Genomic DNA, 19,956 nt, shown 5'->3' with positions numbered 1-19,956 from the left:
TGTCGTTGTCGGGCTGCTTTGACGGCGACCTTGCGGATCCGTCACACAGCCCTTTACACTCCCTGGCCGTGCCCCAAAATCGTGTTTTTTTTAGGACATCAGCTCTTGTGGCTGATTGTCTCGGTCTTATTCCACTGTAAAGCTGGCCGACTGGGCAATCTCTTGGTTGGAGATGCTGTCGTTGACCTTAATCTTCAGTTCGTACTTTCCGGGCTGCAGGTTAGACAGGGGAACAGTGTGCTCCAGAGTCAACTGATCCGAATTGGCGCCCAGTTTCTTCGAGTCCTCCTGCATGTCCAGAATTGCCTTATTAGACGCAAGGTCGATGATTTGGTACTGAACAGTCGCATTGTTTTGCTTGCTTTTTTCATCAATTCCCAAATTGTAGACCTGCATCCAGAAATTCAGCTTTTGCGAGCGCTGGAAAGTCACAGGAATTGTAGGATTCGCTGTCACTGCTGGCAAGAGCTTTGTATTGCCAATCACAAAGTTGCCTGCGCCGATCTCCTTTGAAGGAACCAACTCCATGCGGTTGGCCAGGATCAAGGATGAGGCCGCCAGTTTGTCATCGTCATAGCGCGGAACATTGATGGCCTGGGCAAAAACCCCGAGATGGTCCGGATTGTTCACGTCTTTGATTCCGATATCCAGACGATAGCGTCCCGGGCGCAGAGGAAGCGCTTTCCAGTAAAGTCGTTTGTAATCGAGGGCCTTGGAAAGCAGCTCGGCTGGTTCCTGCACCTCTACAGTGTCCTCAAAACTCTGCACGATACGGTCTGTAATGGTGGAAACACGGCCAATAATATGGACTTCGCCGGTAGCCACGCCATCCTTGGTATTAAAGGTGATATCGCGGTTTTTGATCTGGAGCGTAATTGGCACCAGCACCGTATCATCGGTGACCTTTACGAAATCCGTCCTTACATCAAAGGGGAAGTAGGGACCTGTCATCAGCTTGTGGTTTGACATGAAGGATTCAAGCTGGAGGTCCTTGAACTTGATGACGGGAGGCGCCTGAAGCTTGGCATATTGCTCAAGGCGGTCAAATTGCTTGCTCTGCTGCATGCTGGACATGGGGCCATTACCCAGTGATTCAAGTCCGCCCTTGAATCGGTCAGCCTGTTTGGCCATACCCATCTGTTCGTAGAGGGTCAGGCCCGCTCCTGGAACATGCAGCAGAGCGTCCTTTTCCGAGCGGTCGATGGTCATGTGGTAATCGCCGCACATGCAGGTGTCTACGAACTCGATGTCAATGTTTTCGCCAATACCTTCAATGTATCGGTAATGCCATACCTCGAAAGGGAAGGTCGCCGTAGTTCCGCCGCCTTCTTCCATTGGGCGGTCATAGGTTCCACCGCTCGGGTGCGAATCGATGGAATCCGGCTTGCCGTACTTGATGTAGATCATGCCGCGGTCTGTCTTCCAACCCGGTTTTCCTGCGGCAAAGTGCTCATTTGCATATTCGATGCGGCGATAATGTTCTTCGCGGTATTCGTTCTCGGGGGAGTCGGGATTTGGATTGCGACGCTGCCAGAACTGTTCAATAAAGGCGTCCCGTTCTTCATCATTGCTCAGGCTCTTGAATGCCTTCAGTTCCTGATCCGTAATGATCCAGCGGACGTCCTCATCCACCCACTTTTTGTAAGGGCCTTTTAACTCCTGCTTTAACTCTTTTTGTTGCTTAAATCGTTCTTTGTCAGAGAGCTGGCGCTTCAGTGGGTCTTGGGAATCGGTCGGATTGGCAGTGTTGTCCGGAATATCGCTTCGCTGTTTTAATTGCGGCTGGCCATCAGGAACATTCTGGTTCTGAGAGGTGGTCTGCGCCTGCTGAGCCAGCGTCGTTGTGATCACTCCGAAGAAAATTGCTAGAAAAACAGGAAAACGGCCCTTGAACATACTGATACCTGGTTACCCCTCTACCGCTCCTTAATTTTAAAGATTTGCAAAGGCAGAATACAAGCGGTCCAGGGTGGGATTATCGATGCTCTTTTTGACGCTCGAGGCCCATTTTCAGTTAGCAGCCCGGACGGCGTGACTGTTATCATGAATGGCACCTGAGCGAAAGACTTTTTGTCCTGCGGAAATTCGTTTTTCTCAGGAACTTGGGAGTGCCTGTTTTCGTATATCTGACACGGAACAGCAAGACACAGGAAGAAATCAGCTTGAAGAAAATTATTCTTATCACTGCTGCCGTTATCGCTGTTGTGTTAATCATCACGCTTACCGTGGTCCGTGCTCAGTCCGGTTACACAAAGGTTCTTACTGGCAAGGTAACCCGAGGCAATCTGGTTGCCATCGTGAATGGCACCGGCCAGATCAAGCCGAAGACCTACGTAAATATCGGGGCTACAGCATTCGGAAGAATTACGCATCTTTATGTAAAGGAAGGCGACCACGTAAAAAGGGGGCAGGTCCTGGCCACCGTCGAAAGCGTGCAGCCGGAGGCCAATGTGGAGGCCCAAAAGGCCGCGATCGCGGCGGCAAAGACGGATATCGCCTCCTATCTTGCTGCCGAGAAGACTGCCCAGGCCAACGTGGACCACGCCAAGGCCGATCTTGAGCAAAAACGCCTGGACTGGGACCGGTATCAGGCTTTATACGCAGACAAGCTGGTTTCCAAAGCTGACTATGACGCCAAAAAGGCCGCCTATGATACGGCTGTAGCCACCCTGGAACAGTCCCAGGCTTCTCTAGTCCAGGCCCGCGCGCAGACCGCATCGGCACGCGGCCATTTGCAGAACCAGGTGGCAACTCTCCGATACAACGAAGACGCACTCAACAAGACAGTGAGTGTTGCTCCGTTTGATGCTTTAGTGACAAATCTCCCCGTCCGGGAGGGAGAGACGGTAGTTGTTGGTATTCAGAATGCCGAAGGGTCGACCTTGATGACCTTGGCCGACATGTCCGTAATCACCGCCGAAGTCAAGGTGGACGAGACTGACATCGTGAATGTCGCTCTAGGCCAGGAAGCAGATGTCACAGTGGATGCACTTCCCGGAAAGGTCTTTAAAGGTCATGTGACCGAGGTGGGTGATCAGGCTCTTCTGCGTTCCACCGGCCTGGCGACGAGTCAATCCACCACCGGAACCGAGGAAGCAAAAGACTTCAAGGTTGTGGTCACCCTGGACCAGACTTCAGATCTTTTAAAGCCCGGTCTTTCGGCAACGGCAAAGATCATTACAGCCCGCCGTGAAAACGCGCTCTCGATTCCCATTCAGGCGCTCACCATGAGAAGCCCCGAGGATGGAAAAGACCAGAAGCCGCATGTACAACAGACCTCTGCTAGCTCGAATGCTCCCGCGCAGGATGCGCAGAAGGTACAAGGTGTTTTTGTCGTGCGTCCAGACAAGAATGGCAAACTGCGGGCACATTTTGTACCAGTTACAACGGGTATCACGGGGGCCACGGACATCGAGGTCACAAGCGGCCTGAAGCAGGGCGATGAGATTGTTACTGGCACCTTCCGGACGCTGCGGGCACTCAAAGATGGGGCCCTGGTCAAACGTGATACCACGCCCGTAAATACCAGCAAAGATACGAATGATTCGGCCACATAGGCAGGAGTATTGCGGATGATCGTCCAGACAACCAGCGAAGCCGGCACGCAGACCACATTGACATCTGGGAAGGCTGCTGATTTCAGCCCTGAGCCGGGAGATGTCATCCTGGTGCGTGACTTATGGAAGACCTACGACATGGGGTCCGAACAGCAGGTCCATGCATTGCAGGGCGTTTCTTTGCGCATTAAACAGAATGAGTATGTCGCAATCATGGGACCCTCCGGGTCAGGGAAGTCTACCCTGATGAACCTGATTGGCTGCCTGGATACGCCAACCCGAGGAGACTATTGGCTGAATGGTCATCTGGTGAGTGACCTCAACGATGATGAATTGGCACGGATCCGCAATAAAGAAATCGGTTTTGTGTTTCAAACGTTCAATCTGCTGGCCCGCGCTACCGCACTGCATAATGTGGAGCTGCCTTTGATTTATAACGGCACACCGGCCGCAGAGAGGATGCAACGCGCGGAGGATGCACTCAAGGCCGTTGGTCTGGGGGAGCGCATGAACCATAAGCCGAATGAGCTTTCCGGAGGTCAGCGTCAACGTGTTGCCATTGCACGCGCGCTTATCAATCGGCCTTCGATTATTCTCGCCGACGAGCCTACCGGCAATCTCGATTCCAAGACTGGCGACGAGATTATGGCACTCTTTGATGAACTCCATGCTAACGGAAACACAATTGTACTGGTTACGCATGAGCCGGACATCGCAGAGTTTGCGCATCGCGTTGTGCACATCCGTGATGGGAAAATCTTCTCTGACCAGCCTTCTGGACGCAAACGGGCGAATGCATAAGTGCGATTTTCTGGTTTTTGGTTGTTAGAACAGGACAGAATCCAGCTACAATCGGTCAACGCACTAAGATGTATTGCCATCCAATGAGCAATCTTTCTGATGTTTTTCTGGAAGCAGGCCAGGGTGAATGTTTCTGGCTCATGGGTGATTTTTATGCCATTAAATCCGCTCCCGCTCAGACCGGTGGGACCTGCTCCATTGTCGAAATCGAGTCTTTTCCTGGGAATGGACCTCCGCCACACATCCATCACCAGGAAGATGAATGCCTGTACGTGATTGAAGGCGCTTTTTCCATCATCTTAGGCAGCAGAGTTCTGGACATTGCTGATGGCGATTTTGTCCGAATCCCCAAGGGAACGCTGCATACATATCAAAACGTTGGGGCGGTTCCAGGAAAGCTGCTCGCGGTTTTTTCACCCGGTGGCTTCGAGCAGATTCTTGCCGAGGCAGGAAAGGCCGGGACCCGCGAATGCCCGGACAGCGAAGAGAGCGCGGATACACTCCAGAGGCTTCTCGCATTGGCGGAGAAGTACCATATGGAAGTTTACCCGTGACCCAGGTTGTTAAGACCAATCTTGCTGCTGTCCTTGGTTGACCGGGTCTGAGTTTATTGATGTGGACGCTGCTCCGGGTTGATGACCACGGCCGGAGGCACCGGAGAGAGAACGTTCGCGCTCTCTTCTCGCAGTTCCGGCAGAGGACCTTCAAGCGCCAATTGCAGTACTTCATCCATCGAGTCCACAAAGTGCAGCTTCATGGCGCTTTTCAGATTCTCCGGCAATTCAGCCAGGTCCTTTTCATTGTCTCTGGGCAGAATGGCCTCAAAGATTCCCGCACGATGCGCAGCCAGCAGCTTTTCCTTAAGTCCCCCGATAGGAAGTACTTTGCCGCGCAGCGTAATTTCTCCCGTCATGGCGATATCGCGCCGCACGGGGATCTTGGTCAGCGCACTGGCCAGGGCCGTGGCCATAGTAATACCCGCGGAAGGACCATCTTTGGGAATGGCCCCTTCGGGAACATGGATATGGATGTCTACATTCCTGTAGAAATCACGGGAAAGCCCCAGCTGAGCAGCACGGCTCCTCACATATGAGAGCGCAGCCTGTGCCGACTCCTGCATCACATCTCCAAGCTGTCCGGTAAGTGTTAATTTACCTTTTCCATCCAGAACTTGGACCTCTGCGGGCAGAATACTACCTCCGACCTCGGTCCATGCCAGGCCAGTAACCAAACCAACCTCACTTTTTTCATGGACCTGAGAATCCCGGAACCGGGCCACCCCCAGAAAGTCAGCCAGGTTTTCAGGTGTAATTTCTTCTTTGTGTTTGGGGCCCGACTTAACAACCCGCCGCGCGACTTTACGGCAAACATTGCCAATTTCCCGCTCCAGGTTGCGCACGCCCGCTTCGCGCGTATACCGGCGGATGATCTCAACAATTGCCTCGTCTGTAAAAACGATGTTTTTCTCTGTCAGTCCCGTATTTTCCCGCTGCTTTCGGATAAGATACTGCTTCGCAATTTCCAGTTTTTCAGTCTCTGTGTAACCATGCAGGCGGAGGATTTCCATGCGGTCCTGCAAAGGCCCGGGAATGGTATGCAGCACATTGGCCGTTGCCACAAAGAGGACCTCGGAAAGATCGTATTCAACGTCGAGGTAGTGGTCCTGAAAGCTGTGGTTTTGTTCTGGGTCCAGGACTTCCAGCAGCGCCGATGCTGGGTCGCCGCGAAAGTCTGAGGCCATTTTGTCCACTTCATCCAACATGAATACCGGATTTTTTGTGCCGGCCTTTTTCATGGACTGGATGATCTGCCCCGGGAGTGCGCCGATGTAAGTGCGCCGATGCCCGCGGATCTCGGCTTCGTCACGCACGCCACCCAGAGACATGCGGACAAACTTACGCCCCGTGGCCTTGGCAATGGACATACCAAGCGAGGTCTTTCCGACTCCGGGAGGTCCTACAAAGCAGAGGATGGAACCTTTGGGGTTCTTTACCAGCTGGCGTACTGCCAGAAACTCCAGGATGCGCTCCTTAATTTTTTCCAGACCGTAATGGTCTTCATTCAGTACTTTTTCTGCTTTTTCTATGGAACGCGTTTCCTTGGACTTCTTCTTCCACGGCACAGCCAACAGCCAGTCCAGATAGTTGCGCGAAACCGTGGATTCGGCAGACATAGGAGGCATGGCTTCGAGCTTCTTCAACTCTTGGATTGCCTTTTCGAAAACCGGCTTTGGCATTCCAGCAGATTCGATTTTCTTTTTCAGCTCGTCAAATTCACTCTTCTCGCTGCGACCCAGTTCTTTCTGGATGGCCTTGATCTTTTCGTTCAGGTAATACTCTTTTTGCGCACGCTCCATTTGCCGCTTTACGCGCGATTGGATGCTGCGCTCCATGTTGAGCTTTTCAATTTCGATGTCAAGCACATCGGCCAGCCGTAAAAGACGCTCGGCCGGTTCAAAGATTTCCAGAAGCTCTTGTTTTTCCGGTATTTCAAGCTGCAGATTGGCGGCGATGGTGTCTGCCAGCTTTCCTGGCTCATCGGTGCGCACAGCAGCAATGATGGTTTCATAGTTCAGAGATTGCTGCAGCTTGATGTATTGCTCAAAAAGGGAAGTGACGCGCTGCGTGAGCTGTTCAATGCCTGACGGCCGTTCGGCTTCAAGTTTAGGAACGCGCAGCGTGGCCACAAAGAAACCATCAGAATCGTTTAGTTCGACCGCCTTCGCACGCTCCAAACCCTCTACCAGCACTTTAATGTTGCCGTCGGGCATCTTGACGCTCTGGACAATATTGCCGATGGTTCCAACGGAATAGATGTCTTCAGCCTTTGGCTCATCGACACGTGCATCATGCTGCGTAGCAAGAAAGATCTTGCGGTCACCAGTGAGTGCCTCTTCCAGGGCCCGCACACTGGTTTCACGCCCTACGACAAAGGGCGTCATCATATAGGGGAAAATCACCATGTCCCGAATGGGCATCATGGGGAGTTTCCGAAGTTCGCTTTTGTCTCGCACTTCCTTAGAGGTCACGGCGTTCCTTTCGCTTCAGCCCTATTAGATGAAATGTAACGCATTCCGGTTCTGTTGGGAACGAAACAGGGATGCAGAATAGTAACAACAAGGCCCCAAGCTGCCAGGGCAAAAAGCAGGAATGTTCTTTCTTCCATTTTATCCTGCCAAAGGACCACCTTGCCGGGCCCGGAGTCGGCCCCACACAGTGTGCGAACAAGAGTTGAGTACAGGCTTGCGCTCACTGGAGCGGTGTCTGCGGTTTTGGACGCAGAGCCGCAAGGAACTCGTCTGCAGGCAATGTATTCAGTACATCAGTTTTTGTAAGCCATGCACGACGCAACTGGCTCATTCCGTAACGCAGCTTTTCCATGTGGCTGGTATGGTGTGCATCGGTATTGATAACAATTTTGCAGCCCATCTCTTTTGCCATGCGCAGGTCGCGATCGCAGAGGTCCAGTCTGTCCGGATAAGCATTGTGTTCAACGGCAACGCCCAATTCTGCGGCACGGCGAAGTATCCGAGGCAGATGAATCTTGTATGCTTCACGGCGAAGAAGAAGCCTTCCTGTAGGGTGGGCCAGGATGCGCGTGTAGGGATTTTCCAGGGCACGAAGAACGCGCTCCGTCATTTCCTCTTCAGGCATGTTGAAAAGTGAATGGACGCTGACAATTACGATGTCCAGTTGCGCAAGCGTTTCATCAGCCAGGTCGAGCTGACCGTCGGCCAGTATGTCCACCTCCATGCCCGCGAAGATGCGGATGCGTCCACCCATCTCTTTTTCCACTTCCCGGATGCGGCGTATCTGTTCGATTGTGCGAGTGTCATCCAGGCCAAACGTCATGGCGAGATTTTTCGTGTGGTCAGTGATTGCGATGTACTCATATCCACGCGAAACCGCAGCTTCGGCCATTTCGCGGATGCTGCACTTTCCATCGGTCGCATTCGTGTGCATGTGAACGTCGCCACGAATGTCGCTCAATTTTATGAGAGCAGGCAGACGGTGCTGTTCGGCAGCCTCGATTTCACCGTTGTTTTCCCGCAATTCGGGCGGGATCCAATCCAGACCTAGAGCAGCGTAGATGTCCTCTTCCGTGGCTCCCGCTACAACGCTGCCGTCTTCCACGCGGGCCAGCGCATATTCACTGAGTGTGTAGCCGAGCTTCAGGGCCCGCTGCCGGATGGCAACGTTGTGCATCTTGGAGCCAGTGAAGTATTGAAGGGCCGCACCGTAAGAGTCTTCCGGAAGCAAGCGCACATCTACCTGAAGTCCAGCGCGCAGGCGAAAGCTCACCTTGTTCTGACCTTTGGCAATCAGGTCAACAATTGGCGGATAGGCTGCTGTATAGTCCACCGCAGCCTGTACCCTGTCCTCCGCGCAGGCTTTTCCCGTGACCAGGATGTCAAGGTCGCCGACGGTCTCACGTCCACGTCGCAGAGACCCGGCTGGAGTGATAACGTCCATTCCGTCGAAATTGCGCAGATAGGAAATGAGCTTTTCTGCAGCGATCTCAGCTTCATCGACCAGGAAGCGGCCGCTGTTCTTTTTATAGTCTTCAATGCCTTTGCGCAATTTTTCTATTTGTTTCGCCCCCATCCGCGGCAGTGAGGCCAATTTGCCTTCGGCAATGGCAGATTCGAGTTCTTCAATGGATGAAATTTGCAGCGATTCCCAAAAAAGTGCGACTGATTTCGGGCCCATGCCCGGGAGTTTCAATAGGTCCAACATGCCGGGACGGTATTTTGTTAAAAGCTCCTCGCGCAGGGGCAGGGTCCCGGTCTTCTCAATCTCTTGAATATTTGCAGCCATGCTTTTGCCAATCCCTGGGATTTCCTGCAATTTCTTAGCGTCTCCGGCGATCTCGCTAAGTTGCGTGGTGCTGGATTCGACTGCCTCTGCAGCCCGGCGATACGAGCGGATGCGAAAAGGATCAGCGGCGCTGATTTCAAGTAAATCAGCGGTTTCGTAGAGCAGCTGCGCGATCGTGCGGTTGTCCATCGAAAGCATTATCGCGCATAGCACTGTAAAAACAGAAAACCCAGCAAAGAAGCTGGGTCTGGGCAGATTTTGGTATGTTCACCGCTCAAGGTGAATTTTTACGCGATGGATTGGTTCTTGGCACTTCTTGTTGAATAGGCTGCTGGATTACGGATCAAGCCACCTCGCGCGTACGCACTACCTGGTCGGCCTGCGGGCCTTTCTGTCCTTGTACAATGTCGAATTCCACTTCGTCGCCCTCTTTCAGGCTCTTGTACCCATCCAACTGAATTGCACTGTAGTGAACAAATACATCTGGTCCATCGTCACGTCCGATAAATCCATAACCTTTGGCGTTGTTGAACCACTTCACCTTGCCTTTGTATGTAGACACGAGCCTTCGTCCTTCCTTCTCAAGCAGAGTGCGGTTGGGGAAACAACCTGCTTGAAAGTAAAGACGCATTCAGGCGGGCTTTGGTTTTCCTTTTTTTAAGGAAATTGCACAAATCACACCTGTAAAACCAGTCAAAATTCAGAATGAGACAGAAATATCATTTATTTGCGCTTGTGCTTTGCGCGCAGATGCGTAAAAAGCAGTACAGCAATCAGTGTTTTCCCATCAAGAATTTTGCCTTCTTCGATGTTGGTTAAAACTTCAGAAAGAGGCGCCAGTTTCACTTCAAGCCACTCGTCTTCATCAGGAGAAGTTTTTCCCAAAGTCAGCCCTTCGGCCAGATAAATCTGCATCCATTCACCCAGAAAGCCGGGGCTGGGAATATAGCGGGTGAGCTTTGTCCACGTTTTTGCGCTGTACCCGGTTTCTTCGCGCAATTCGCGTTTTGCTGCTGCCAGACGTTTCTCCCCCTCTTCAATTTTTCCCGCCGGAATCTCCCACATGTACTGCCCGGCTGCGTGCCGATACTGCCGCTCCATCACAATGAGAGGGTCTCTTTTTCTGGAGTCATCTACAGCCAGAATGACAACCGATCCATTGTGACGAATTACATCCCGACGCGAAATACGATTGCCAGGTTCGCGGACCTCATCAATCTCGACCCGGAAAAGCGGGCCTTCAAATGCGGTCCTAGATGAAAGAACGTCAACCTTTGCCTTTTTGGCAGTAAGAACTGGCTTAGATGGCATAGCTTCCTCTTTGAAAACAGCTGTTTTTTCTACCGTATCATCCTGAACATGAGAAAACAGATTGATGTCGCTATCGTTGGCATGGGGAACTGGGGAACTTCTCTGGCGAATGGCTGCCTGGCTTCCGGAGTGCCTTTGCGGGAAGTGGTTGTCCGTAAGCCGGCAGCACAATTTGGAAATCTTCCGATGGTTTCTTTGGAGAGGGCTGCGCTGGATGCACACGTGATATGGATATGCGTGCGCGATGACGAGATTGCCGCCTTGGCCGATCAAATTGCTCTGCATCGAGGAGATATGACGGGGCAAATCGTGGTGCATTCCAGCGGGGCCCTCACGGCCAAGGAGCTCGAAGCGGTAAAGCGAGTCGGGGCCCGGGTCGGATCGGTTGCGCCTGTGATGAGCTTTCCCTCACGCATTCCCGTGCCTCTTCAAGGCACCATGTATGCAGTGGAGGGGCAGGAAGAAATACTGGAAACTCTGGAGGAGCTTTTACGCAAATTGGGAGGTGAACCGTTCCGAATCGAGGCGGAGAAGAAGTCCCTGTATCATGCAGCGGCCACCATGGCCTCACCTTTATTGCTGAGTGAAATCACAGCGGCGGCGGAGATGGCAAGAATGGCTGGTTTACCGGAAAAACTGGCGGAAAAATGGGTTGGCACGCTGGGACAGGCAACAATCCGCAATTTTCTGCAACGCGGATCGGCCAGTAGCTTCAGCGGGCCATTTTTCCGTGGCGACCTTTCTACAATAAGACTGCATCTTCAGGTGCTCGGCGAGCATCCGATGCTCAAAGAGATTTACAGTGCGCTTGCCCAATATGCGATCGAAACATTGCCGGTCCGGCGACGCGATGGTCTGAGGCAATTGCTTCGGCAGGTCCAAGACCTGCCGAAGACACTTTGAGACCGTACGCGTGAGAGACTGGATACAAGTTTCGCTGTGGAGAACGAGAACTTGCACGTAGAGTGTTTCCCAATCACGATATTGCCGCATCTCTCGCGGTTGTTTACTGATTATGCGCAGAGCCACACTCCTCTGCCTTTTTACCGTCAAAGCCCATATTCGCGTGAATGGATGGTGCAGGCTCCACAGATGGCACCGGAAGCGCGCTCGGCCATCGCAGACCTTTTGCGCAGGCAAAATCTGGCCTTCGGCGCCGGAGAGAAGACCCTTGCCAATATCGAGCGCTTGCGGAATGGTGCAGGAGCGGTCGTGACCGGACAGCAGGTCACTCTTTTGGGCGGCCCGCTATATACACTGCTCAAGGCTGTCACTGCCGTGCGCAAGGCGCAGGATGCCACGGATGCTGGGTTTTCACACGTTCCCATCTTTTGGCTTGCAACTGAAGACCATGACCTGGCAGAGGCAGACCATATTGCTTTTCCCTTACGTCGTGAGCTGCGCACATACAGGTTGGAACTGGAAAACGGCGGAAATCCGGTGGGCGGCCTGAAATTGGGCCCCGGTATCCAAAGCCTGCTAGACCAGGTTGCAGAGATTCTAGGGGGGAGTGAATTCTTTCAGATCCTGGAGCGGTGTTATAAGCCGGACGCTACTTTTGCCCAGGCCTTTGGATCTTTACTCGCGCAAATCTTCTCTGCTCAGGGTCTGATCGTCATCGATGCATCTGACCAACAATTTCACGCTCTCGGAGCGCCCGTTTTTCAGCAGGCCATTACGGATGCAGAGCCGATCAGAAATGCCCTTCTGGCGCGGGACAAAGAGCTGGTAGAGGCTGGATATCACACCCAGGTTCTGGTGGCCCCGCATAGCAGTCTGTTGTTTTTGCTGGATGAGGAAACAAAAAAGCGGCAGCCCTTGCGGAGAAAGAATGGGGAATGGTCGGCAGGAAAAAAGACCTACACCAGTGCAGACTTACTAGAGATTCTTAAAGCGGAACCTGAACGTTTAAGTCCCAATGCCTTGCTTCGTCCGGTATTTCAGGATTTCATTCTGCCCACGTCCCTGTATATTGCAGGTCCGGCCGAGATCGCATATTTTGCTCAATCACAGGTCATTTATGAAAGGGTCTTGGGGCGGACCACGGCGGTACTGCCCCGCCTGAGCGTAACTTTCGTTGAGCCACAGATTGCCGAAATCATGGCGAAATATGAAATTACCTTAAGCGATCTGTTCGTGCTACGTCCTGAGGACCTGGCGCAACGCATCGGGGCGCGTTCCATGCCCCTTGAGGGCAAAAAGAAACTTGCTGCGGCAGGAAATGCTTTGGATGCCGAACTGAAGTCTTTGACGGACTGGATGCACTCCCTGGATCCAGGATTGGGCCGTTCTGCTGCTGTTGCCGCTTCGAAAATGCGTTATCAGATGAACCGTCTGCGACGGATGGCGGCGAATTTTCAGTTGCAGAAAGAGTCCGGCTTGCGGCGAGAAGTGGAAGCGGTGTATCTGGCCCTGTTTCCTGAGCGGCATTTACAGGAGCGGGCCATTGGCGCGGGGTACTTTTTATCGCGCTATGGGAACAGCTTGATGGAAACTCTGCTGCAGCAAGCAGCACAGGAGTGTCCGGGTCACAAAGTCATCTATCTTTGAGCGACTGGCCGAATCCATCTGGACTGGCCTAAAATTCTGATTGATGTCATCTAAGAAACCATCCGCGTTCGAAGTCTCATGCCCGGATTGCGGGGCAATCCTGAAGATTGATCCGGAGACCCGCGCAATCATTGCGCATACACCGGCTCCTCGTAAGAAAACGTTCGAGGACTTTGAAACCGCAGCCAAAGCCATGCGGGAGCAGGATGAGCGCCGCGAGAGTCTCTTTCGCCAGGCCGTGGACGCGGAGAAGCATAAAAACGATCTTTTGGAAAAGAAATTTGCCGAGGCTCTTCGCAAAGCCAAAGAAACACCGGACACAGGCAAGCCTTTGCGTGATTTCGATCTTGATTGAGTAAGCCAATCCCCATTCTTTGCAGGAGTAGCTATGGGTCTGACAAAGATTTCTCACGAAATTAAGGAAAACGCTCCGACGACGGTACAAAATTTTTCCTGGCAGAGGACAGCTGCAGCGGGATCGCTGGTGGCCGGTGCTTGCCTATTTCTGGCAGGGCGACGCAAAACAGCTCTGGTTCTTGCTGCTGCTGGCGCGACGGTTGGACTCCTGGAGAATCCTGAAGCAGCCAAAGAATTATGGGAAAGCCTGCCTCATTACCTGCGAAAAGGGCAGGATTTGCTGGTGCGTATAGAAGACTTTGTCAACGAAGTTGCGAAACAGGGAAGTAAGCTGCGCAATGCAATAAGCTGATGAATCTCCAGCATTCACGGCGGCTTAGCTGAATTCTGCGGCCCAATTAATAGGTCCGTTCTACCAGATAAGCAGCAACAGACTTCAGTCCCTCCGCAGCGGGACCGTAAGGGGCCAGCGCCGCGAAGGCCTGCTGGATGAGCCTATTTGCTTCCTTCCTTGATGCGTCAATTCCAAAGACGGCAGGCCACGTGGCTTTGTCGCTGGCCAAGTCTTTGCCTGCGGTCTTTCCCAGTTGCTCAGAGTTTTGCGTTACGTCCAGAATGTCATCTACAATCTGGAACGCCAATCCGGCTTTCCGGCCAAACTCCGTCAGTCGATCCACATCTTCCTTGGTTGCGCCGGCATAAATTCCGCCCGTTACAACGCTGACACGGATGAGTGCTCCGGTCTTTGCACGGTGGATCGCATCAACCAATTCGGCAGTGGGCCTGGATCCCTCACCCTCCAGGTCGAGGACTTGGCCGCCAATCATCCCCTCGACCGTGCCTGTTGCTTCTGAGATGTGCCGGATGATTTCAACAACAGATGGGGCCGGGCAACGCAATCTGGCCAGAACCTGATAAGCCTGGGTCTGGAGTGCATCACCGGCGAGAATCGCAATGGCCTCCCCGAACACTACATGGCACGTGGGTTTTCCACGGCGAAGGTCATCGTTGTCCAAGGCGGGTAGATCGTCGTGAATGAGGGAGTAGGTGTGCAGCATCTCAATCGCTGCGCCCAGCTCCTCAACTCCTTCGGGCAAAACACCATTTCCGCGAACCATGCGGGCTGCTTCCATGCAGAGTACCGGGCGCAGGCGCTTTCCACCGGCAAAAGTGCTATGACGCATGGCTTTATGAATGGAAGTGGGAACCTGGGTTTCCGGAGGTAGCAGCCGCTCCAGTGCGGCATCAGTCAGTTCCTGGCCTGCTTGCAGCAGATCTTTTACTTCGGCTTGCATTTCTTTTCATCATACCCGAAGTTCCCGTTGTTTCTTTGTCCGCAAAAAAAGCAAAATGGCAATGCCCAAGGCCAACAGAGAGAAGATACGACCCAGTTTCACGTCCGTGGTTGCTGTATATCGGATGGAAATCACGGATTTTCCAGAAGGCAGAGGAAGGACCATCAGGCCGTCTTCGCGGTGCGGCCGCTTCGCGCTCAGTTTTCCATTCAAGGTGACCCGCCAGGCGGGATAATCCACGAGCCGAAGAAGCGCATCGGCCGGAGCCTTCGTGGTGATCTCAATCGTCTTGTTTTCTGTTTGCCAGTTAAGGATCTTTATCCTGGCTGGAATGCTCTGCTGGGATTCCGGCTGCCATTCTGGGTTCTCTGTGTTGCCGCTCTCACCTTGTTCTGCATCCGCAGCATGTACAGTCTCAACCAGCGGACGGTGACGCTGAATACTGCTATTGTCAGTGCCTGCTGCGGTGTACTCATCCGTTCCTTCAAATCCGTCATACTGAAGGGCCATTCGCTGCGCGGCGACGTTGTCTTCTTCATCGCACGGTTGCCAGAAAACCTTAGCAGCAAGGAATGACAGGATTGCGGCAGTCAAAATCACCAGGAGAGATGGCGTGAGGATACTTCGGCGTGTGCCTGCTTCCTGCAGATGGCCGCGGAACGCCAGTCCGATGAGCGTACACATGGCAACCCCGAGGACGAGCAGCCAACGCCAGGGAAATTGCAAAAAGACGAGTTCAGGCAAGTGATACCAAAGAAAGCGGCTGAATGGCAGCAGGAGCAAAAGGATGACCGTGGCCGCGGAGGTCATGACCAGCCACAGTGTCCAGTTTTCCATCTGAGGAAAGAGAAGGTCCTTTTGCGAGCAAAACATGCGGTCGAATTTGAGGGACAGCCAGGCAGCGATGAACGTTGCGGTCAACATGGCAACAGCGATCCAGGAAGCGCTCCGCAAGACCTGATCGTGAAAGACAGCTCCCGTGTGTTCAAAAAGAAAACTGTCTTCTACACGCATTCCCGGACCGATTGCGCGTGAGATTTCTACCCAGCGCTGCTCATAATAGGCAGGAACGATATAAAAGGCTGCGAGTCCAATTCCAAGAAGAAAGGCCTTTGTGGAGCGCACCACATATTCGAGGCTTGAGCTGCGCAAAGCGCTAAGGATGGTAATGAGGGCCAGGAAATAGCTTCCCATCACAGCCGAGGGAGCATTTGTCAGCCATAGAGCGGCGATTATAGATGCAAGCGGTAAAAGTCCTGTTTCCTTCTGCAATCCATACACAACAAGCAAAGGAAACAGGGCGGCCGAAAGCAATTCTCCATAGGCAGTGCGTTCGTAGGCTACAAACAGCAGGTATGGATTTAGCACATAAATGCAGGCCGCAGCAGTGGCTGCATCCTCTGGCATCCACGCGCGTGCCATCTTGTAAAAGCTAGCGCCAGATGCAAGAAAAGCAAGAAATGTGAAAGCGGCAGGCACCCAGTTCCACGGGAAGATCTTTCCCAAAAGTGCGCCCAGCATCCACGTAGCTGGCGGATAAAATACAAAGCGCGGCTCGCCTGCTCCATAGTTGGCAGATGCGTCCCAATGTGGATAGAACACTCCCTCGCGCCAATGCTGCGCGGTTTCCAGCCACGATTGCAGGTGGAAATCGAAATCGTGCCCGCACGAAGTGCCTCGCCATACCAGCGGCAATACAGCGATGAAGGCGCAGCAGAAGAGCAGGGAGTGACTGCGATATCGTCGTGTGGCATGGTCAGACAGAGTCTGCGGGAAGCGGAAGGATATTTTCACGGCACCAACCGTAGTGTGTGCACGGTGACAGCATTTACAGCGCCGTCCGTAAACGGCAAAGAAAATGTTTTGCCGTTGTACCAGTACCACCACTGGTCGCGGTAGTAGGGACTGAGAGGGTTGCCGGATTCACCCATCACAATGTTTTCGGTTGATCCGTCGATGTTGCTCCAGTCCATGGTGAAGCGCTGCGAGGGCCCGAAGGTGCGACCAACCTGTTTGACTGTAGTTGTATCGCCAGATTGTGGCTGGACCCCGGTGCCTGTCCAGCTTTTGAACCAGGGAAGCAAGCGGTAGAGCGGGTGCATAAGTTCTACCGGATGTGCATATCCGTAGCGCCACGTGTTTAAATCAGCCGGAGCGTGGTCTTCTTTCAGTCCTTCGGAGACACACGCGGCCAGAAAGTCGTCCCACGTGGCATAGTTTTTAGGAAGCCACTGCGCCGGCGCATGCATGATGATCTCCTCCTGTGCAAAAGCGCTTTCGGCCCATTGATAGAGCTGCCAGTCTTCACCCAGCTTTGGCTTGAGAAGCATGGGCCAGAAAACATGTTTGGCGGCAGCAACAATTGCTGCCGGAGCAGAGTCAATTGCAACTTCACCGCTCCATGTACGCATCAGGTCCGCTGCCTGCCGCAGGCGCGCATCAGCTTTCGAAGAGTGGTCAATCGCATAGGCGAAGCGTTGTGCAAGTTCCTGGTCTACCTCGGAGTAAATGTCCGTTTGCAGCTTCAGCATGTCAGAGGGCGTGAACCTGTCTTTGCCAGAAAGCCATTTCCAGATGCGTTCATTGCGATACGGGCTTGCCCATTCCAGAGTGAGCTGATACGGAGCGTTGTCAGGAGTGATCCGGGAATTTGCTGTCGCCAATATGCCATCCGTTGGATTGAACGTGCTGGGCATTTGGTCGAAGGGAACAAAGCCCTGCCATTCATGCTGATGGTCAGCCACGGGAACACCCTTCAGGCCGGCGGGGCGATAGGGAATCAATCCGGCTGCCTGGTAGCCAATATTCCCCTGATCATCTGCGTAAACAATGTTCAGCGTGGGCCCCCACCATTTGCTGATGGCCTGACGGAACTCGTCCCAATTGTTGGCGCTGTCCAGGTCAAAAAGCGGAATCGCGGCAGCTTTGGGATCGTATGCGGTCCAGCGAAGAGAGAGAGTGCGTGTTTCACCTGGCAGCAATGGATTCAGAACAGGGCCATGCTCGGTACGTTCCACATCCAAATGAATATCAGCGCCGCCACGCACGTGGATGGTTTCTTTACTGTGTTCAATCGGATGCCAACCATCTGCGCCCAGGGACTCGCCTTGGCTGTTGGTCTGCTCCACGTACACATCTTGCGTGTCTCCATAAAGGGCGGTGTAACCCCACGCAATGTGATGATTATGTCCTGCCGTAACAAACGGCATACCGGCAATGGTCACACCGGCAACATGGAAATCCCCCGCTCTCAGGTCTACTTCGTACCATGTATTGGGAATACCGTGCTCTAAATGCATATCATTTGACAGCAGTGGTTTGCCACTGGAGGTGTGGGCTCCAGAAACGACCCATTCATTTGATCCCGAAAGACATTCCCTGCAAATCTCTTGTGTTCCACGAATGACTTCGCGCAGTTTAAGGAGGTCCTTCAATTTGGTTTGGGATTCATCCAGAGGGGCCTCAGGAATGACAGGCTGTGGCGCAGTCAGGTCCGGTGGTGTAACCGTGGGCGGATGGTCGCGCCAGGACCCGGTTGGATAAAGGTCTGCAGCCAGGCCTGGGCCAATCCGCGATTCTACCTTTTCGCGTTCCAGTTTCTCAGGCCAGTGCTCATCCAGGATCTGCACCATGCTCAGGCCGATAAGGATAGAATCTACAGGCTGCCATGCGCGTGGTTTGTACATGAGCAGGCGGAACTCTGCAGGCAGATGATCACGATGACTATCAAGAAACTCATTGACGCCGCGTGCATAGTCTTCAAAAAAGCGGCGGTCACGCTCGGTTAGACTCGCAGCCATGCGCTCTGCCGTCGGCCGCATCTGGAGCACACGCTCCAGGCGGTCATGGTCTGCAAGGCTTTTGCCCAGGACCTCGGCGGCCTCGCCTGCTGCCATGCGACGGGCCATGTCCATCTGCCAGAGTCGGTCCTGCGCGGTAATATATCCCTGCGCCTCGAACAGGTCGTCGAGTGACGATGCTTCAATATGAGGAACACCGTGTTGATCGCGGCGCACTGTTACCGGCGCAGAAAGACCTGGTAAGCGCAAGCTGCCATCAAGTTGCGGCAGCGAATCACGCATGGCGTGCTTCAGCCACCACGCTCCTCCCAGGGTTCCCGCGACGACCACAACAATTCCCAGCGATAAAAATACAGCTATCAGGCGCAACAGGGGATGACTGCGCTTTTCTTCCTCAGTCTGAAGTCTTCTTCCAAGAGGCATACCCATGTCATTGTCTCGTATTGAAATCCACAAGGGAAGAAGTTGTATCTGCCTATGAAGCAAAACAAGTAAACTGCATCCAGATGAATCAAACACTTACTGAAGTCAACAGAAAACTTGAGAAACGCCATGTAGACCTTTTGCTTGCTGGATATGGCGCGTGTGCTCTTGCAGGCTGTTTATGGGGATTGGGGTTCTTTTTTGGCAAAATCGTGCTGAGAGAAATGTCTGTTCCGCACATGGTGCTTTATCGCTTTTGGTTCGCATGTCCACCGTTATTTTTTGTGCTGCGGCGCCCGCGGTTTTCTATGCGAGAGTGGCGACTCTTACTGATTGCGGCCTTTTTAGGAATTCCAGTGCAATACCTGGTGCAATTTCAGGGACTGGCGTGGACCACGGTCAGCCATGCCGCCCTGATGGTAGGGACGATGCCGGTAATCCTAGCGATTGGCGCCTGCATTTTTGCACATGAAAGACTGGACCTCATCGGTTGGTTTGCTCTAACTGCCTCCTCTGCCGGTGTGACCCTTATTGTTTTGGGAAGTAATAATCGCGCAGGAAATGCTGCCCAGGGGCCTACTCTGGCCGGAGATCTGTTGGTGGTCCTTTCGCTGCTGGTTGCGCTGGCGTGGGTCTTGTTGAACAAATTTCTTATGCGAACGCACTCCCCATTGCAAGTGACTGCCTTTGTGCTGTTGAGCGGCACTCTCATGTTGACGATTTGGGTTGTGTTGCGCAATGGACTCCCCCCTGTGCATAACGTAAGTTCTCGCGCCTGGATGGCACTTCTGGGAAGTGGACTGCTTTGTAATACGAGCGCGATGTTTTTGTGGAACTGGGGTATTGCCAGGGTGCCTGCATCCAGGGCCGGGGTCTTTCTCAATATCGAGCCTGCCCTCGGTTCGGTGCTGGGAGTTGAGCTGCTTGGAGAAAAGTTGAGTCCATATGCTTGGATAGGTGGCGGAATGATTCTTGCCGCGGCATTCATGATTACCAGCCTGGGAAGAAGAGAAGTATCATAATAGCTCGCATGGAATGATCGATC

The 19,956-nt window shown here is 53.2% G+C and carries 16 protein-coding genes; 8 read left to right on the top strand and 8 right to left on the bottom strand.

The features are described from left to right. Positions 1 to 126: 126 nt before the first annotated feature. Complete coding sequence (locus N655_RS0115305) at positions 127 to 1,896, bottom strand: GWxTD domain-containing protein (RefSeq protein ID WP_026443692.1); 1,770 nt, start codon at positions 1,894 to 1,896, stop codon at positions 127 to 129. A 266-nt stretch (positions 1,897 to 2,162) separates the two neighbouring features. On the opposite strand from N655_RS0115305, the gene N655_RS0115300 reads away from it, so the two are divergent. From N655_RS0115300 to N655_RS0115290, 3 genes are all read left to right on the top strand, one after another. Further along, positions 2,163 to 3,557: an efflux RND transporter periplasmic adaptor subunit gene (locus N655_RS0115300; protein WP_349509499.1), complete on the top strand. Its 1,395-nt coding sequence runs from the start codon at positions 2,163 to 2,165 to the stop codon at positions 3,555 to 3,557. Positions 3,558 to 3,695: 138 nt separating this feature from the next. Beyond that, entirely contained in the window at positions 3,696 to 4,358 is a 663-nt protein-coding gene (locus N655_RS0115295) for an ABC transporter ATP-binding protein (RefSeq protein ID WP_238324836.1), read from the top strand. 83 nt (positions 4,359 to 4,441) lie between these two features. Continuing rightward, entirely contained in the window at positions 4,442 to 4,912 is a 471-nt protein-coding gene (locus N655_RS0115290) for a cupin domain-containing protein (RefSeq protein WP_049961476.1), read from the top strand. A gap of 53 nt (positions 4,913 to 4,965) precedes the next feature. Here N655_RS0115290 and lon read toward each other — a convergent pair whose 3' ends face one another. From lon to N655_RS0115270, 4 genes are all read right to left on the bottom strand, one after another. Continuing rightward, a complete protein-coding gene (gene lon, locus N655_RS0115285; RefSeq protein ID WP_044934848.1) occupies positions 4,966 to 7,338 on the bottom strand; it encodes an endopeptidase La in 2,373 nt (790 codons plus the stop codon). Between the two features lie 268 nt (positions 7,339 to 7,606). Beyond that, the gene (polX, locus tag N655_RS0115280; protein WP_044936104.1) at positions 7,607 to 9,364 is read right to left on the bottom strand and encodes a DNA polymerase/3'-5' exonuclease PolX; all 1,758 of its coding nucleotides are present in this window, start codon (positions 9,362 to 9,364) and stop codon (positions 7,607 to 7,609) included. Between the two features lie 154 nt (positions 9,365 to 9,518). Continuing rightward, positions 9,519 to 9,737 (bottom strand): cold shock domain-containing protein, encoded by a 219-nt coding sequence (locus N655_RS0115275; RefSeq protein ID WP_026443686.1) that lies wholly within the window; start codon positions 9,735 to 9,737, stop codon positions 9,519 to 9,521. 161 nt (positions 9,738 to 9,898) lie between these two features. After that, positions 9,899 to 10,486: an NUDIX hydrolase gene (locus N655_RS0115270; protein ID WP_044934845.1), complete on the bottom strand. Its 588-nt coding sequence runs from the start codon at positions 10,484 to 10,486 to the stop codon at positions 9,899 to 9,901. A 48-nt stretch (positions 10,487 to 10,534) separates the two neighbouring features. Between N655_RS0115270 and N655_RS19360 the strand changes: the two genes are divergently transcribed. From N655_RS19360 to N655_RS0115250, 4 genes are read left to right on the top strand one after another with little or no spacing between them, the layout of a single operon-like run. Beyond that, a complete protein-coding gene (locus N655_RS19360) occupies positions 10,535 to 11,389 on the top strand; it encodes a Rossmann-like and DUF2520 domain-containing protein (RefSeq protein ID WP_081823748.1) in 855 nt (284 codons plus the stop codon). Positions 11,390 to 11,440: 51 nt separating this feature from the next. Further along, on the top strand, positions 11,441 to 13,036 hold the full coding sequence (gene bshC, locus N655_RS0115260; protein ID WP_026443683.1) for a bacillithiol biosynthesis cysteine-adding enzyme BshC: 1,596 nt from the start codon (positions 11,441 to 11,443) through the stop codon (positions 13,034 to 13,036). A gap of 43 nt (positions 13,037 to 13,079) precedes the next feature. Next, positions 13,080 to 13,391 carry a hypothetical protein gene (locus tag N655_RS0115255; protein WP_026443682.1) on the top strand — a complete coding sequence of 104 codons (312 nt, stop codon included), beginning with the start codon at positions 13,080 to 13,082 and terminating at the stop codon, positions 13,389 to 13,391. A gap of 33 nt (positions 13,392 to 13,424) precedes the next feature. Continuing rightward, positions 13,425 to 13,745, top strand: a complete 321-nt coding sequence (locus N655_RS0115250; RefSeq protein ID WP_026443681.1) for a hypothetical protein — start codon at positions 13,425 to 13,427, stop codon at positions 13,743 to 13,745. A gap of 46 nt (positions 13,746 to 13,791) precedes the next feature. Here the strand turns inward: N655_RS0115250 and N655_RS0115245 are convergent, their stop codons facing one another. The 3 genes from N655_RS0115245 to N655_RS0115235 are packed head-to-tail and all read right to left on the bottom strand — an operon-like array spanning position 13,792 to position 18,857. Continuing rightward, entirely contained in the window at positions 13,792 to 14,688 is an 897-nt protein-coding gene (locus N655_RS0115245) for a polyprenyl synthetase family protein (RefSeq protein WP_026443680.1), read from the bottom strand. A gap of 9 nt (positions 14,689 to 14,697) precedes the next feature. Further along, on the bottom strand, positions 14,698 to 16,482 hold the full coding sequence (locus tag N655_RS0115240; RefSeq protein ID WP_155987618.1) for a hypothetical protein: 1,785 nt from the start codon (positions 16,480 to 16,482) through the stop codon (positions 14,698 to 14,700). Continuing rightward, positions 16,479 to 18,857 carry a penicillin acylase family protein gene (locus tag N655_RS0115235; protein ID WP_238324790.1) on the bottom strand — a complete coding sequence of 793 codons (2,379 nt, stop codon included), beginning with the start codon at positions 18,855 to 18,857 and terminating at the stop codon, positions 16,479 to 16,481. The genes N655_RS0115240 and N655_RS0115235 overlap by 4 nt, the downstream gene beginning before the upstream one ends. 137 nt (positions 18,858 to 18,994) lie before the next feature. Between N655_RS0115235 and N655_RS0115230 the strand changes: the two genes are divergently transcribed. Further along, entirely contained in the window at positions 18,995 to 19,933 is a 939-nt protein-coding gene (locus tag N655_RS0115230; RefSeq protein WP_081823839.1) for a DMT family transporter, read from the top strand. Positions 19,934 to 19,956: the final 23 nt, after the last annotated feature.

Origin of the sequence: Pseudacidobacterium ailaaui, from assembly GCF_000688455.1 — a bacterium.
GTDB lineage: Bacteria > Acidobacteriota > Terriglobia > Terriglobales > Acidobacteriaceae > Pseudacidobacterium > Pseudacidobacterium ailaaui.
Note: the sequence above shows the minus strand (reverse complement) of the source record. Positions and strands in the feature narration are given on the sequence as shown.

What these genes read in the sequence shown, in the direction of transcription:
- N655_RS0115305 (WP_026443692.1), bottom strand. Translation starts at nt 1,896, where the DNA reads ATGTTCAAGGGCCGTTTTCCTGTTTTTCTAGCAATTTTCTTCGGAGTG.
- N655_RS0115295 (WP_238324836.1), top strand. Translation starts at nt 3,696, where the DNA reads ATGGGGTCCGAACAGCAGGTCCATGCATTGCAGGGCGTTTCTTTGCGC.
- N655_RS0115290 (WP_049961476.1), top strand. Translation starts at nt 4,442, where the DNA reads ATGAGCAATCTTTCTGATGTTTTTCTGGAAGCAGGCCAGGGTGAATGT.
- lon (WP_044934848.1), bottom strand. Translation starts at nt 7,338, where the DNA reads ATGATGCCCATTCGGGACATGGTGATTTTCCCCTATATGATGACGCCC.
- polX (WP_044936104.1), bottom strand. Translation starts at nt 9,364, where the DNA reads ATGGACAACCGCACGATCGCGCAGCTGCTCTACGAAACCGCTGATTTA.
- N655_RS0115270 (WP_044934845.1), bottom strand. Translation starts at nt 10,486, where the DNA reads ATGCCATCTAAGCCAGTTCTTACTGCCAAAAAGGCAAAGGTTGACGTT.
- N655_RS19360 (WP_081823748.1), top strand. Translation starts at nt 10,535, where the DNA reads ATGAGAAAACAGATTGATGTCGCTATCGTTGGCATGGGGAACTGGGGA.
- N655_RS0115255 (WP_026443682.1), top strand. Translation starts at nt 13,080, where the DNA reads ATGTCATCTAAGAAACCATCCGCGTTCGAAGTCTCATGCCCGGATTGC.
- N655_RS0115250 (WP_026443681.1), top strand. Translation starts at nt 13,425, where the DNA reads ATGGGTCTGACAAAGATTTCTCACGAAATTAAGGAAAACGCTCCGACG.
- N655_RS0115245 (WP_026443680.1), bottom strand. Translation starts at nt 14,688, where the DNA reads ATGCAAGCCGAAGTAAAAGATCTGCTGCAAGCAGGCCAGGAACTGACT.
- N655_RS0115230 (WP_081823839.1), top strand. Translation starts at nt 18,995, where the DNA reads ATGAATCAAACACTTACTGAAGTCAACAGAAAACTTGAGAAACGCCAT.